This is a genomic window from Enterobacter sp. ECC-249, assembly GCF_043965265.1.
GTDB lineage: Bacteria > Pseudomonadota > Gammaproteobacteria > Enterobacterales > Enterobacteriaceae > Enterobacter > Enterobacter quasiroggenkampii.
This window is the reverse complement of the sequence record NZ_CP143660.1, coordinates 3,101,919-3,116,177: the sequence shown is the minus strand read 5'-3', so window position 1 is coordinate 3,116,177 and position 14,259 is coordinate 3,101,919. Positions and strand designations below refer to the sequence as shown.

The window sequence follows — 14,259 nt, the reverse complement described above, 5'->3', positions numbered from 1 at the left end:
TTTCGTAGCCATTGAGCGGCTGACAGTTTTACGCGATTCTCACTGTCTCAGCAAGCGGTCTTTGGGTAATTAGTATGGTTATTCCTCTTTACCAAACGCGAGTTTCAGACGATTGAGCCAGCCTTCAAACGCGCTTTGGGTAAGCAGCGTGATGGCATGTTCGCCGGAGAGCCCTTGATCCGTGAGAGGTGTAAACTGCGCGGCGCTAAAGCGGTCCGGAGAGCGTGTCAGCAGTTCGACCGCCGCCGAAAGTGCGGGGGGCGTCAGCGGGATCTCGTCGCGGGTGTTTAACAGGATTTCTCCGGTCAGGTCGAGCAGCGACGGCTCATGACAAAGGACCGGGGTCAGCGCTTCCAGCGCGGGTTCAGCCTGCCAGCGAGACAGCGACTCAAGCTGATGCGCACTCGCATAGCGCAGCTCGACGACGGGCAAAAGCGGCGTCCACGCGGCGTGGCGCGTGGGCAGAGTGTGCGGCTGAATATGATGGCCTGGCAACCAGCGAACGGGATGTCCCAACAGCGCCTGAAAAATCGCGACTACGCGCGCCTGAAAACCGATAAACCCAATAATCTGGTTAATCACCACAATGTCATACGTTGACAGGCCAACCTCATCAAGCTGGTTCTGCGCTTTATCATCAATGACATCAGGGGAGCTGGCGAGCTGGCGGGCATACTGCGTGATTTGCGCCAGACGCCGGTTACTTTCGCGCGAGGAGTCCGGGCCGGGAAGCGGGGCGAGGAGGGCGGCGTAATGGTTACAGAGCCGCTGAACGCCACAAGCCTGTGCGACCGTTAGCGCGGTACTGAGCCGATCGTAAGCGCTGAGCGTATGCAATCGGTTCACGGGAATCGAGAGCGGGAACAGCTGGTGACATAAGGCTCTGGCAGGAGTTAGCCAGCCAGAACAGGCGGCGACAATCTTTTCAGGCAGGGCTAAATCGAGCAAAAAACGATCGTCGACGTTAGCGGCTTCGGGCACCAGTGGCAGAACATCCGTCTGCGCGTGGTTCGACTGGGTCTCGTGATACCAGTGGCCTTTGCCGGAAAAACGGCGTTGTTCCATGTGCGTTCCTTGATCTCAAAATGGCGATCAATATCCTGGCGTAAGGCAGATAAAGGGAAAAATATTGTTAGGTGATAACAAATAGCAGAACGGAATAACGAAGGGATGACGCGGGGAGAAATACTCTCTTCCCGGGCGGGAAGAGAGTCACAGCTTATTTAATTTCCAGCTCGTTCATTGCAGCGATGTTGAAGCCGCCGTCAACGTGAACCACTTCGCCGGAGATACCTGCGGAAAGGTCAGAGCACAGGAATGCTGCAGAGTTACCCACATCTTCAATGGTAACGGTACGACGAATCGGGGTAACCGCTTCGCAGTGTGCCAGCATTTTACGGAAATCTTTAATACCGGAAGCGGCCAGGGTGCGGATCGGACCTGCAGAGATGGCGTTAACGCGCACGCCTTCAGGACCCATTGCGTTCGCCATGTAGCGTACGTTGGCTTCCAGAGACGCCTTAGCCAGACCCATAACGTTGTAGTTAGGGATAGCACGTTCTGCGCCCAGGTAGGACAGGGTCAGCAGGGCTGCGCCCGGGTTCAGCATCGCGCGGCAGGATTTCGCCATCGCAACGAAGCTGTAGGAGCTGATGTCGTGCGCGATTTTGAAGCCATCACGGGTAACCGCGTTCACGTAGTCGCCGTCCAGCTGATCGCCAGGAGCGAAGCCGATGGAGTGAACGAAACCGTCGAATTTCGGCCATGCTTTTGCCAGTTCAGCAAACATGCCGTCGATGCTTTCGTCTTGTGCAACGTCACATTCCAGAACAATGCTGGAACCCAGCTGCGCGGCAAACTCTTCAACACGGCCTTTAAGCTTGTCGTTCTGGTAGGTGAACGCCAGCTCAGCGCCTTCGCGATGCATTGCCTGTGCGATGCCGTATGCGATGGACAGTTTGCTGGCAACGCCAGTCACCAGAATGCGCTTACCGGAAAGAAAACCCATAGCTTTAATCCTTATATTCATTGCTTATTTTGCCTTGTAATTCATAGCGTTACAGGCAGTATTTCAAAATCATTCGAAATTAGCTCGAAATTATAGCCCACTCACAGCCCCTTGTGTCACGAATTTTCTCGCACTTCTCACGCTACACAAGCCCCGGATGGTGCCGGGCAAACTCATCATCAGGCTGTTTCGCAAGCAGCCGGACAGACAAAGTCGAAGCGCGGGAACGGTGAACAGGCAATTTCCCGAACCAGTCCTGCAGCATTGCGTGCAGTGGCTAAGTGAGTAGTAACATCCGCTGATGAAATCCTCGTATGCGAGCGTAAGAAAGGGTGTGAGTACCTTTGATATCTTCCAGCATTCGTCCAGTATATCATTGAGCCTTAGATTCGCCTCATCCAACCAGAAGAGCAAAGTGGGCGCTCCTGATATGTCTCACGAATAGCAGACCATCCTTTATAGATCCCTTAAGCTATGGTTTCTCTGAAATAAACATCACTGGTGTATTGGCTGGAGGAACATCGCGCTGCATTTGTTAAATATTTGTTTTGCTGTTGAGTCGGCGAATAACATAATGTCTATTTATAAACAAAATTCGCCCTGTTATATCTGGCTATTGTGTGTTGCTATGTAAAAAAAAGCTAAATGAAGCTGTAACCTTTTTTATTATCGGTGCGTGTTTAATGTCGCTTCCATTATTGTGGAGCAATAGGAATGTTATGATACTCGCATTGCCAGGATTTGCTGCTCTCTGATGTAGCGTGCTTTTTACCTGGCGCTACTGCAAATTCCAATACGATTGTTGGAACAGTGGAGAAAGAAGATACGAACGCTGAAGGGTGGAGAAGAATTACTATAACCTTATCGATGATTCAGAAGCATCCTTTGAGTGGTTGGGGTTATAAATACGTTACGTTGATTGGGGTAAAACCATGAGGGGCCGTTGTGGCCCTTCATTTTGTCAGAAATTTTTGGGGAGTGGCTTTGTGATTTCGACGAGTTTCCCGTTGCTGGTCTTGATGTATCCACCCTCAGCCAGTTGCGAAATGATGTTATAAATCATACTGCGCGACAGGTGCGTTGTCTCCTGGATGTAAGCCACAATGCCTGTTCGACTTAAATCACTTACCTCTCGTTTTTTCATGTACTCAAGCAGTTTGGCTCGAATTATCGAGTAAGACGTTTTACTCACCAAATGTTCGTCCCGGTAGACCATCATATGAACTGTAAAGGCGAGTACTTCTGCAACTTCCTGCCAGAGGTGCTGCTCAGTGATAATTGATTTGGCATATTCACTTGGCATGTAAGAAACCTTCGAACTTCGCGAAGCTCGAAAGTAGTAACGGCCAAGAGGGGAAAATAAGTCTCCAAGGCCTGCAACAATGGGGCCTGCTGTTACTGATACCTTAAGGTCATCATAAGATCTGTGAATTGATACGGAACCGTTGCTCACAAGCCAAAGTGTGTTCGTAGGCTTTGGCGATTTAATCATGGCCCGATTGGATGTTGACTCGTAAGGTGTTGAAAACGGGAGTAATGCATCATGAATTTTTCGCAAGGCCCCGCCTGGAAGCGTGATCGCATCTAACGCCATATAGCTTTGTCGGGGGAGTAAATCAGGCGAAACCACCGGTGATACGCTCCCTTCTATTGCGATGGCTTTTGTATTCTCATTTATTGATTTTGGTTTCGTTGACATAGTGTCACCCTTCGGTATCGAACCAGTACTAATGATAGAAGCAAGAATCAGTACTTATGATAGCAGCAAATAGTCCAGCCACTCATGAAACTTCAAGAAATAGAGGGCTGACCGCAATATGGACCTTTTTTTGGGGAGGGGGATTATCGCTTAATATAAAAGGACGTCAACAATGATATTTTTATGTTGATTTTTAACAACATCACAACAATGATTCCAAAAGTGTACGCTTTATCTTCTTTAGCCAGTTTATGTTTCTTTATAGAATAATATTTGTCTGGTGACATTAGTCATTTGAATGTATCGGTATCAAAGTTGTGAGGTTTTTTTAAAGGATTTGCCAAATGAAAACTTCTTCAATCTGATATCTCATCATAGTCATAAAATATGAATTTTAATACAGGATTTATGTAATGAACGCAAAAAAAATACTGCTGGCAATGGCACTCTCTTCCTTAATGGCCGCAGGCGCTCATGCGGCAACCGATCAGGGACACGGTAAAATTACATTCCTTGGTTCTGTTATTGATGCACCGTGCTCAATCGATGCAAAAAGCCTCGATCAGACCGTTCAGCTGGGTGCAATTTCTAAAAACCAGCTCGCTGATGGTGGTAAATCCACACCGGTAGGCTTTGATATCCAACTCCACGACTGTGATGCTGCAACGGCGAATAAAGCGTCCATCACTTTCAACGGTCTGGCTGGCGATCAAACTGGTGGTCTGGACGGTGCTTTTGCTGTTACCGGTCAGGCAGCGGGTGTGGGTGTAGTAATTGCCGATATGGGTGGCAAAGTGATTAAGCCGAGCACCAAATCAGCTCTCGCAGCCATGAATGATGGGGACAATGACCTGCAATTTCTGGCCTACGTGCAGGGGTCAACTGTATCAGGCGCTGTCGTCCCAGGTAACTTTACCTCTATCGCTAACTTCATGATGACTTACGAATAAGTAAATACTGTCTACCCGAAAGGGTAGACATCTATTCATGGAATTGTGGGGGCCTATGTTGACAGCCGTAGTTCTTCGCCAGTGCTTTGCTGTTAGTGTGTTTTTTTTGTTTTCTTTCGTATGTCACGCTTCAGAAATCGGACGCGTTAGCGTGGCAGGCAGCATTTTTGAGAGTTCATGCTCAATTGATATGGCTTCGAAGAAACAGTTGGTAGTGATGAAAACCGTTTCTGTAGGCCAATTAATGCATGATGGTGAGGCTGGAAGCACATTGCTCAGAATTCATCTAGTGGGATGCTCAACTCAATTAGATTCTCGCCGTTTTTATATAACTTTCAACGGTTCTAAAGATGATCGTGAAACATTCCATGTTTTTGGCAATACGCAAGGTGTGGGCATACGTATTACAGATGCAAGTGGGGTACGTATTAAACCGGGTGAGCCATCTTATATTAATCAGTCGATGGCTAAACTAAATACCCTGGACTACACCCTCACATTAACAGGTAATGGGGAAATACTACATCCTGGTTTCTATGCCACTGTTGTACGCATGAGTCTGGATTATTTTTGACTGATTAAAGGTGATGTTAGTGTATAAAATACAGATATCGCGTCGGTCAATTATTGCCAGCGTGTTAATTGCCGTATTAGCCAGATACGCATATGCTGAAGAAAAAACTATTCAGTTTAATACTGACGTCCTGGACGTGCAGGATCGTGGCCATATCGATTTAAGCCAGTTTTCGCGTGCGGGTTACATTATGCCCGGCACATACGCGTTATCGATTCAGATTAATAATAGTTCATTGCCCGAACAGCAAATCACATTTTTGGTACCCGATAATGATAAAAATGGAAGCGAAGCGTGCCTGACTAATGACATTGTTGCTCAGTTTGGGCTAACCACGGCTGCAAGTAAAAACTTATCCTGGTGGCATAACGGTGAATGTCTCGACCCGACATCACTGCAGGGAATGGTTATGCGGACCGACATGGCCAGCAATACGCTTTTTATTAATCTTCCGCAGGCCTACCTTGATTACGTGGCCGAGAACTGGGATCCACCTTCACGCTGGGATGAAGGGGTCGCAGGCATTCTGTTTGACTATAATCTGAACGGCCAGGCTATAAGTCAGCACGATAGTAGCAGTAATGAAGAAAGCAAAACTCTCAGCGGTAATGGCACTACCGGGATGAACGTTGGCGCATGGCGTTTACGCGCAGACTGGCAAGGTCAGATTGATAAACGTTCCGGGAGCATGGCAAGAAATACTCAAGATTTTGAATGGAACCGCTATTACTTATACCGGGCAGTGCCCTCTATGCGGGCAAAAATGACATTGGGTGAAGATTACCTCACCTCAGATATGTTTGACAGCTTTCGCTTTACCGGCGTGAGCCTCGTATCCAGCGACAATATGTTGCCGCCGAACCTTCGTGGCTACGCTCCGGAGGTCACGGGCGTGGCGAAAACAAACGCCAAAGTGACGATTAGCCAACAGGGACGTGTGCTCAATGAAACTACGGTTGCTGCCGGTCCTTTTCGTATTCAGGATTTGAACAACGCTGTGTCTGGAACGCTTGATGTCAAAATTACTGAACAGGATGGCTCAGTACAGACCTATAAGATAAATACGTCGACGATTCCCTATCTGACTCGCCCAGGGATGGTTCGATACAAATTAGCCGCAGGGAAACCCTCAGATTTTGATCATCACAGTGATGGTCCGGTCTTCGGTACAGGAGAATTCTCCTGGGGGGTCAACAACGGGTGGTCACTGTACGGCGGCGCGCTGGTTGCCGGTGATTACAACGCGATGTCTATAGGGATCGGGCGAGATTTATTGGCTCTCGGAGCAATATCTCTGGATGCAACTGAATCTCGAGCTCGTCTGCCGCAGCAGGAGTCCCGGCAGGGTGGGTCGTACAAAGTAAGCTACTCAAAACGATTTGACAGCACTGATAGTCAGGTGACCTTTGCCGGGTATCGCTTCTCTGAGCGCGGCTTTATGAGTATGACTGATTATCTGGATGCGCGTTACCATGATAATGACAACGGTGGCAGCGGCAAAGAAATGTATACGGTGTCATTCAACCAACAAATAAAACCGTTGAACATGAGTATTTATTTGGACTACAGCCGTCAAACCTATTGGGATCATCCAGCTAATACAACGTATAACGTGTCGGTTTCGCACTATTTTGATTTCAGAAGTTTTAAAAATCTTAGCCTGAGTATTTCAGCGTTCCGTACTACGAATAGCGACACTGACGATCGTGGTGCCTATATGAGTTTATCCGTTCCATGGGGAGACTCTGGCTATTTTAGTTATGGCAATCAGGTTAGCCAGGATGGAGCCAGTCATTCCATCTCATATAGCGATCGCATCAACAAGGATAACTCGTATCAGATTAGCCTCAACTCCGATCAAAACGGCGTGAAAGGCGGTAGCGGATATCTTACGCATGATGGTGATACTGCTGAAGTAACGGCCACAGCAACGCAGCAGGGTAATAAATACAGTTCGATGGGATTGTCAGTACGCGGTGGCATGACGGCAACAGCGCAGGGCGCGGCCCTGCATCGTATGTCGGTGGCAGGAGGCACGCGCATGATGGTGGACACTGATGGTGTAAGTGGCGTGCCCGTTAAAGCCGGTGGAAACAATACCCATACTAATGCTTTTGGTAAGGCCGTGGTCGGCGATGTGAGTAGCTATTACCGCAACAGCATGAATATCGATATGGATGAACTGGGTGATGATGTGGACGCCAGCCGTTCAGTGGTGCAGGGCACCCTGACTGAAGGGGCGATCGGCTATCGCAAGTTCGGCATTATTGCCGGTAAAAAAGCAATGGCGATATTGCGCCTCACGGATAATAACGTGCCGCCTTTTGGCGCTACGGTGGCTAACAAGGATAAGGAACAGACCGGGCTGGTCAGTGAAGACGGTATCGTTTGGCTGACGGGAATAAAGCCTGGTGAGGAGATGAGCGTGAGTTGGGACGGTTCAGAACAGTGTCACATAAACCTCCCGGCAATGTTGCCCTCCGACCTGGATAGTCAAAAATTGCTGTTGCCATGCACCACGACAGACAGCATCCATTAATCCTATTTGTTGAAGAGAAAAGAGTCATGATTCGCAATACATTGAAACGTAATAGTTGTTTGCTCGCATTGGCATTAACTACCCTGATCGCGCAGCAGGCAAATGCAGCACTTGCGCTGGATCGTACCCGCGCGATCGTTAATGCAGGCGATAAATCATTAAGCCTTCGGGTGACTAATCAAAACCGTGAGCTGCCTTATCTGGCACAAGCGTGGGTGGAGGATGCTCAGGGTAACAAGGTGAGCGATCCCCTGGTCGCACTCCCGCCGGTACAGCGTATTGAACCGGGCAGTAAAAGCCAGATCAAAATTCAGATTACGCCTGCAATGAAACTGTTAGCGCAGGATAAAGAAACGCTTTTCTTCTTTAACCTGCGTGAAATCCCGCCGAAGACGGACAAACCGAATACCCTGCAGATAGCACTGCAAACACGCATCAAGCTGTTCTATCGTCCGGCATCGCTGGCGGTGGAGCAGAACAGCAAACCGTGGCAGGAGCAAATGACGCTGACGCGCCAGGGTGAAGGTTACACGGTGAATAATCCTACTCCGTATTATATCTCCGTAGTTGAAGTTGCCCCATCGCTAAAGGGTGAGCCGTTTAAAAGCGTGAAGCCGTTGCTGGTCGCTCCAAAAAGCAGCGCCCGGTTAGAAGGTGATACCCACAATCTGGGAAACAACCCGGTTATTACCTATATAAATGATTACGGCGGACGCCCGAAGCTGGTCTACAGCTGCAGTGGTAATAGCTGCAATCTTACATCTGCGCATGCTGGCTAAACAGATGGAAAAAGTATGCGTGCTGTTATCTCTGCTGTTGAGCATAAGCTCCACGACGCTGGCTTCTGAAAAGAGCGAGAGCGGCGATGTTCCTTTTATTATTGCAGGAATAATGGTTGAGGGGGCATGCATACTAGAAATGCAATCAGCATCACAGGAAATTTCACTCAGCGCCGTGTCTGCATCGTTGCTAAAAAAAATCGGTAATCGCGGAGCGCCTTTACCAATAGTCCTGCACCTCAAAAATTGCATAAGAATGCAGGGCTCAATTACGGACAGACGCACCGGCAGTCGTTCCTGGGATGCCATCCAACCCATCGCCAGCTTAACGTTTTTGGCTCCTGCTGATAGCGATAACCCAGCACTGGTGCAGGTTACCGGGGCTCGAGGCATAGGGCTACGCATCACTGATGCCGGGCAGAATGACATACGCTTAGGGGAACGCAGTAAGCCACAGTTTCTAACGCCTGGTAGTGATGACCTCGTGTTTTACGTCGCGCCTGAGAGAACCTCTGAACAGTTGGTTATGGGCCCCTATAAGGCAGTGGTGAACTTTTCTCTGGAGTACGATTGATGACGCGTTTTTTATGGCTGTTGGGTTTTATTTTTCTTATGCCCTATGCTTATGCGGGGAATAATAACGTCAAAATCAGTGGTGCTCTGGTTTCAGAGCCCTGTACGTTATCTGAAGCATCATCAGATATTCAACTTGATTTCGGTAACCTGGTAAGCACCTTCTTCTATCACAGCAATCGTACGCCGGGTCAACCGTTCATTATTACGCTGGTTAACTGTGATACGACACTGGGCAGCAGCGCCACTATCACCTTTAAGGGGAGCGAGAGCCAGGCCTTGCCGGGTTTATTAACGCCGAATGGGGGTAATACGCAGGGTATCGCCATTGGTATCGAAACCAATAGCGCAGACCCACAACAGCTGGCGCTGAATAAGCCAAGCCCCGTATTCAGTTTGACGAGCGGTAATAATGTCATCGCGCTGAAGGGATATGTCCAGGCTGAGCCCGCCGCTATTGCCGCTCACAGCATCGCGGCGGGGGCATTTACGGCTACAGCCACATTTGAGATTGCGTATCCATGAGGTTAATACGATGAAATTATGGTACCCGATGATTATTGCTGCAGGGCTTTTTGCGGGTGTGTTACACGTGAGTGCGGATGAACCTGCCAAATTAAACCTCAATATTACAGGAACTGTAGTAGTGAACGGTTCCTGTACGTTTAATAGAGGCAAGATCTTAACCGTGGATTTTGGTGATGTGAATTTTTCAACCGTTAACGGAAACTCGACACTTGACGGAAACTATCGCAAGCCTTTGCCATCAACGATGACCTGTACGGGTGATAGTGCTGGAAAAACTCAGTTCACTTTTAAATCAGTTGCGGGTGGGACGGTTGATTTTAAGGGACAGAAATTGTTACCCGTAAGCATAAATGCATCAAATCCGGGTAAGCAGCTGGGAATTAGATTACTGGTTGATGGTGTTGAGAAGGATGTTGATGCAGCATTTGCTGTTGATATGCTCGCTCAGCCTGGGTTAGAGGTAGAACTAGTGCAGGTAGGTGATGGCAGCGGTTTAATTAATGGGGCCTCTATTAGTGCCAGCGCAACGCTGGTAATGGAGTTTCTGTAATGCGTTTAAAGACATTAATCCTTACATGTTTTACGGTCTTGCTTTGTGCGCAGACGAATATAGTAACTGCTGCCCAAACGGGTGATACGTTGTCAATAACTTTTACCGGTCGGCTAAATAATCATAAACCTTGTGTGGTAAACAACAACCAGGATATTAACGTCGCTTTCGGTAACGTGAATATTGCCAGGGTTTCTACCGATCATATTACCCACGCTATGGATTACAGCTTAGACTGTTCAGGAACTCAGGCGAGCAATACGGTGGAGATGACCATTAAGGCTACACCTGTCACAGGTGACACAGCTGCAATTGCGTCGAATATACCGGGGTTATGGCTCAGGTTTATCAAAGATGGGCAGCCGCAGGCTTTAAATGCATCGTTTATTGTTACGGACTGGCAATCTCCTCCCAGGCTTGAGATCGAGCTGGAAAAAGATCCTGCGGTAGAATTACAGGCGGCAGAATTTTCAGGAACGGCAACATTGATAAGTGAGTATTTTTAAAATGAGAAAAAATAAATGTCTTATTAATTTTATGATGCTCGCTTCCTTTTTGTTGTTAGGTTTTGTTTTTCTGCCAGCAACTTGTTTTGCTTCATGGAAAAATGCCCTGGGAGTATATGAAAGAAGCAAAGGTATAGTCGTTTGTCCTGAAAGCCCTAGTACACAAGTGCCAAATTTGACTTATGATGACTACTACACGTCGGCATGTGTTTTCAATGTGGGGGAGGGTAATAAAGTTCCATCCTCAGGAAATTATACTCTTGATATTAGTACTACTGACGATGACAAGGTTTTTGCTAATACACACAGGAGTAGACCATTTTATATTGAGGCTGGTGTTGAATTAAATACATTGAATATTACGTTGTCTAGTCCTGATGACAGGGGCGGACTCGGAAATCCTAAGCTTTATATGTGCTATCTCTTAAGAGATAGCAAGGGTAAACTTTATTCTTTCAATAATACTCCGGCGAGTTGTTTTCCTGGTTCTGGAGGATCAGATGTGCTACCTGCACCGCTGCAGTGTGCATTTGCAGACGGGAGCACACTGAATATTCCATTAGGAGAGGTAGACAGATCTTTAGTAGGAGCAGTTCCCGGTACACTTCCTGGGGTCGAGAAAAATATAAACATCACCTGTACTGGTGACGGTGAGGCGACCTACACAATTGGTTTTCAATACACCGCCGTAAATATAGCCGGGACGGAAATGATTACTTCAACGGCAAACGGACTCGCGGTGGCTTTGTCGTTGAATGGTGGATTAGTCAGCCCAACGGATACCTATACCCGAACCTACAGTACGGGTACTCAAACAGAGAAATTAACATTCGAACCTGTGCGCGACCCTTCGGTGAAAATCAGTGATATCCCAACGGGTGCCTTTTCGGCAAATGCAGTCATGATATTAACTCTTCAATAGCTTGAAGATAAGCGTGATCCCTCAAGGGGATTCACGCTTTCCTGATGTTGACGATGAAACGCGCGATGACGATAAAGAAAACCGGCACGAAGAAGATCGCGAGAAGCGTACCGCTAATCATGCCGCCAAATACTCCGGTACCGATGGCATGCTGCGTACTGTCGCTCGCCCCGCTGGCCAGCATCAGCGGAACAACCCCTAGAGTGAAGGCCAACGATGTCATCAGAATGGGCCGCAGGCGCTGGCTGGCGGCATGAACGGTTGCCGCCAGCAGGGGCTGCCCCTGACGATGGAGCTGCCTGGCAAATTCAACAATCAGAATGGCGTTTTTGGCCGACAGGCCGATAAGCGTGATCATTCCAAATTGATAAGTGAGTGTTTTTGAAATGAAAAAAAACAAATGTTATATTGATTTTATAATGCTTACTTCGTTTTTGTTTTTAGGTTTTGTTTTTCTGCCGACCACTTGTTTTGCTTCATGGACAAATGCATTGGGAATATATGAAAGTAGCTCAAGGCAACTTGTTTGTCCTTTAAGCGCTGATACACCCATGCAAGATTTGACCTATGATGACTACTACACGCCGGGGTGTGTTTTCAATGTGGGGCCGGGTAATAAAGTTCCATCTTCTGGCAATTATACTCTTGAAATTAGTACGACTGATGCTAATCGGACTTTTACTCATACACACGCTAGTGGTCCATTTTATCTTGAGGCTGGCGTCGAATTAAATACATTGAATATTTGGTTATCTCCTGGTCCTGAAGTTGGGTACTACATCGGAGATGATAAGGTTTATATGTGCTATCTCTTAAAAGATAGCAAGGGTGATCTTTATTCTTTCAATAATACTCCGCAAAGTTGTGATGCTGGTTCTGGAGGATCAGATGTGCTACCTGCACCGCTGCAGTGTGTATTTGGAGACGGGAGCACACTGGATATTTCATTAGGAGATGTAGACAGATCTTTAGTAGGAGCAGTTCCCGGTACACTTCCTGGGGTCGAGAAAAATATAAACATCACCTGTACTGGTGACGGTGAGGCAACCTACACAATTGGCTTTCAATATACCGCCGTCAATATCGCGGGGACGGAAATGATTACTTCAACGGCAAACGGACTCGCGGTGGCTATGTCGTTGGATGATGAGTTAGTCAGCCCAACGGATACCTTTACCCGAGTCTCCAGAACGGGTATTCAGACAGAGAAATTAACATTCGAACCTGTGCGCGACCCTTCGGTGAAAATCAGTGATATCCCAACGGGTGCCTTTACGGCGAGTGCAGTCGTGATATTAACTCTTCAATAGCTTGAAGATAAGCGTGATCCCTCAAAGGGCTGCACGCTTTACTGATGTTGTCGATGAAACGCGCGATGACGATAAAGAAAACCGGCACGAAGAAGATCGCGAGAAGCGTACCGCTAATCATGCCGCCAAATACTCCGGTACCGATGGCATGCTGCGTACTGTCGCTCGCCCCGCTGGCCAGCATCAGCGGAACAACCCCTAAAGTGAAGGCCAACGATGTCATCAGAATGGGCCGCAGGCGCTGGCTGGCGGCATGAACGGTTGCCGCCAGCAGGGGCTGCCCTGACGATGGAGCTGCCTGGCAAATTCAACAATCAGAATGGCGTTTTTGGCCGACAGGCCGATAAGCGTGATCATTCCAAATTGATAAATGCGTATTTTTGAAATGAAAAAAAACAAATGTTATATTAATTTTATGATGCTTACTTCGTTTTTGTTTTTAGGTTTTGTTTTTCTGCCGGTAACTTGTTTTGCTTCATGGATAAATACCCCTGGAGTACATGTGTATAGGACGGGAGAAATCGTTTGCCCTCTAAGCCCCAGTACAAAGGTGAATTTGGCTTCTGAGGATTATAGCGTGGGGCAATGTAATTTATCTGTGGGGGAGAGTAATCAAGTTCCATATTCTGGTGATTACTCTATAGTCCTTGGCGTTGCTGACACTAATGGGGTTTATAATTATACTATCACTAGTGGTCGTATGCATCTCGAGGCTGGTGTTGAATTAAATACATTAAATATTACATGGCCTAACCCTGTTTTTCAGGTTCAAATGGGAGCAGATCGTATATATATTTGCTATCTCTTAAAAAGAGAGACTGGAGGTCAAATGTATTCGTTCAATAATACTCCGCAAAGTTGTGATGCTGGTTCTGGAGGATCAGATGTGCTACCTGCACCGCTGCAGTGTGTATTTGCAGACGGGAGCACACTGAATATTCCATTAGGAGAGGTAGACAGATCTTTAGTAGGAGCAGTTCCCGGTACACTTCCTGGGGTCGAGAAAAATATAAACATCACCTGTACTGGTGACGGTGAGGCGACCTACACAATTGGTTTTCAATACACCGCCGTAAATATAGCCGGGACAGAAATGGTTTCCACTTCGGCAAACGGACTCGCGGTAGCTTTGTCGTTGAATGGTGGCCTGGTCAACCCAATGGATACCTATACCCGAACCTACAGTACGGGTACTCAGACAGAGAAATTAACATTCGAACCTGTGCGCGACCCTTCGGTGAAAATCAGTGATATCCCAACGGGTGCCTTTTCGGCGAGTGCAGTCGTGATATTAACTCTTCAATAGCTTGAAGATAAGCGT

At 47.6% G+C, this 14,259-nt stretch carries 14 protein-coding genes and 2 pseudogenes; 11 read left to right on the top strand and 5 right to left on the bottom strand.

The window, feature by feature from the left end; all coding sequences use genetic code 11:
* Positions 1-78: 78 nt before the first annotated feature.
* The 3 genes from V1587_RS14915 to V1587_RS14905 form a co-directional block, all read right to left on the bottom strand.
* Positions 79-1,065: a CMD domain-containing protein gene (locus V1587_RS14915; protein WP_395314406.1), complete on the bottom strand. Its 987-nt coding sequence runs from the start codon at positions 1,063-1,065 to the stop codon at positions 79-81.
* A 154-nt stretch (positions 1,066-1,219) separates the two neighbouring features.
* A complete protein-coding gene (fabI, locus tag V1587_RS14910) occupies positions 1,220-2,008 on the bottom strand; it encodes an enoyl-ACP reductase FabI (protein WP_003856831.1) in 789 nt (262 codons plus the stop codon).
* Between the two features lie 961 nt (positions 2,009-2,969).
* Positions 2,970-3,707, bottom strand: coding sequence for a helix-turn-helix domain-containing protein (locus V1587_RS14905; protein WP_371898558.1), 738 nt, complete (start codon positions 3,705-3,707; stop codon positions 2,970-2,972).
* A 413-nt stretch (positions 3,708-4,120) separates the two neighbouring features.
* Here V1587_RS14905 and V1587_RS14900 point away from each other — a divergent pair, with 413 nt between their 5' ends.
* Genes V1587_RS14900 through V1587_RS14860 form a run of 9 tightly spaced genes read left to right on the top strand, consistent with a single transcriptional unit; the run spans position 4,121 to position 11,628 of the window.
* Complete coding sequence (locus tag V1587_RS14900; protein ID WP_371898557.1) at positions 4,121-4,657, top strand: fimbrial protein; 537 nt, start codon at positions 4,121-4,123, stop codon at positions 4,655-4,657.
* A 55-nt stretch (positions 4,658-4,712) separates the two neighbouring features.
* Positions 4,713-5,231 (top strand): fimbrial protein, encoded by a 519-nt coding sequence (locus tag V1587_RS14895; protein ID WP_371898556.1) that lies wholly within the window; start codon positions 4,713-4,715, stop codon positions 5,229-5,231.
* Between the two features lie 19 nt (positions 5,232-5,250).
* Positions 5,251-7,770, top strand: coding sequence for an outer membrane usher protein (locus tag V1587_RS14890; protein ID WP_395314405.1), 2,520 nt, complete (start codon positions 5,251-5,253; stop codon positions 7,768-7,770).
* Between the two features lie 26 nt (positions 7,771-7,796).
* Positions 7,797-8,549, top strand: a complete 753-nt coding sequence (locus V1587_RS14885; protein WP_371898716.1) for a fimbria/pilus periplasmic chaperone — start codon at positions 7,797-7,799, stop codon at positions 8,547-8,549.
* Between the two features lie 4 nt (positions 8,550-8,553).
* The gene (locus tag V1587_RS14880) at positions 8,554-9,123 is read left to right on the top strand and encodes a fimbrial protein (RefSeq protein WP_371898554.1); all 570 of its coding nucleotides are present in this window, start codon (positions 8,554-8,556) and stop codon (positions 9,121-9,123) included.
* On the top strand, positions 9,123-9,647 hold the full coding sequence (locus tag V1587_RS14875; RefSeq protein ID WP_371898553.1) for a fimbrial protein: 525 nt from the start codon (positions 9,123-9,125) through the stop codon (positions 9,645-9,647). The genes V1587_RS14880 and V1587_RS14875 overlap by 1 nt, the downstream gene beginning before the upstream one ends.
* A 10-nt stretch (positions 9,648-9,657) precedes the next feature.
* Positions 9,658-10,200 (top strand): fimbrial protein, encoded by a 543-nt coding sequence (locus V1587_RS14870; RefSeq protein ID WP_371898552.1) that lies wholly within the window; start codon positions 9,658-9,660, stop codon positions 10,198-10,200.
* Positions 10,200-10,706, top strand: coding sequence for a fimbrial protein (locus V1587_RS14865; RefSeq protein WP_371898551.1), 507 nt, complete (start codon positions 10,200-10,202; stop codon positions 10,704-10,706). The genes V1587_RS14870 and V1587_RS14865 overlap by 1 nt, the downstream gene beginning before the upstream one ends.
* Complete coding sequence (locus V1587_RS14860) at positions 10,693-11,628, top strand: hypothetical protein (RefSeq protein ID WP_395314404.1); 936 nt, start codon at positions 10,693-10,695, stop codon at positions 11,626-11,628. The genes V1587_RS14865 and V1587_RS14860 overlap by 14 nt, the downstream gene beginning before the upstream one ends.
* Before the next feature lie 31 nt (positions 11,629-11,659).
* Here V1587_RS14860 and V1587_RS14855 read toward each other — a convergent pair.
* A pseudogene (locus tag V1587_RS14855) lies at positions 11,660-11,998 on the bottom strand (efflux RND transporter permease subunit); the annotation flags it as partial.
* A 16-nt stretch (positions 11,999-12,014) separates the two neighbouring features.
* Between V1587_RS14855 and V1587_RS14850 the strand changes: the two are divergent.
* Complete coding sequence (locus V1587_RS14850; RefSeq protein WP_371899907.1) at positions 12,015-12,938, top strand: hypothetical protein; 924 nt, start codon at positions 12,015-12,017, stop codon at positions 12,936-12,938.
* Here the strand turns inward: V1587_RS14850 and V1587_RS14845 are convergent.
* Positions 12,901-13,307: pseudogene (locus V1587_RS14845) on the bottom strand (efflux RND transporter permease subunit); the annotation flags it as partial. The gene V1587_RS14850 and the pseudogene V1587_RS14845 overlap by 38 nt on opposite strands.
* A 1-nt stretch (position 13,308) precedes the next feature.
* On the opposite strand from V1587_RS14845, the gene V1587_RS14840 reads away from it, so the two are divergent.
* On the top strand, positions 13,309-14,244 hold the full coding sequence (locus V1587_RS14840; protein ID WP_395314596.1) for a hypothetical protein: 936 nt from the start codon (positions 13,309-13,311) through the stop codon (positions 14,242-14,244).
* Positions 14,245-14,259: the final 15 nt, after the last annotated feature.

What these genes read in the sequence shown, in the direction of transcription:
- V1587_RS14915 (WP_395314406.1), bottom strand. Translation starts at nt 1,065, where the DNA reads ATGGAACAACGCCGTTTTTCCGGCAAAGGCCACTGGTATCACGAGACC.
- fabI (WP_003856831.1), bottom strand. Translation starts at nt 2,008, where the DNA reads ATGGGTTTTCTTTCCGGTAAGCGCATTCTGGTGACTGGCGTTGCCAGC.
- V1587_RS14905 (WP_371898558.1), bottom strand. Translation starts at nt 3,707, where the DNA reads ATGTCAACGAAACCAAAATCAATAAATGAGAATACAAAAGCCATCGCA.
- V1587_RS14900 (WP_371898557.1), top strand. Translation starts at nt 4,121, where the DNA reads ATGAACGCAAAAAAAATACTGCTGGCAATGGCACTCTCTTCCTTAATG.
- V1587_RS14895 (WP_371898556.1), top strand. Translation starts at nt 4,713, where the DNA reads ATGTTGACAGCCGTAGTTCTTCGCCAGTGCTTTGCTGTTAGTGTGTTT.
- V1587_RS14885 (WP_371898716.1), top strand. Translation starts at nt 7,797, where the DNA reads ATGATTCGCAATACATTGAAACGTAATAGTTGTTTGCTCGCATTGGCA.
- V1587_RS14880 (WP_371898554.1), top strand. Translation starts at nt 8,554, where the DNA reads ATGGAAAAAGTATGCGTGCTGTTATCTCTGCTGTTGAGCATAAGCTCC.
- V1587_RS14875 (WP_371898553.1), top strand. Translation starts at nt 9,123, where the DNA reads ATGACGCGTTTTTTATGGCTGTTGGGTTTTATTTTTCTTATGCCCTAT.
- V1587_RS14870 (WP_371898552.1), top strand. Translation starts at nt 9,658, where the DNA reads ATGAAATTATGGTACCCGATGATTATTGCTGCAGGGCTTTTTGCGGGT.
- V1587_RS14865 (WP_371898551.1), top strand. Translation starts at nt 10,200, where the DNA reads ATGCGTTTAAAGACATTAATCCTTACATGTTTTACGGTCTTGCTTTGT.
- V1587_RS14850 (WP_371899907.1), top strand. Translation starts at nt 12,015, where the DNA reads ATGAAAAAAAACAAATGTTATATTGATTTTATAATGCTTACTTCGTTT.
- V1587_RS14840 (WP_395314596.1), top strand. Translation starts at nt 13,309, where the DNA reads ATGCGTATTTTTGAAATGAAAAAAAACAAATGTTATATTAATTTTATG.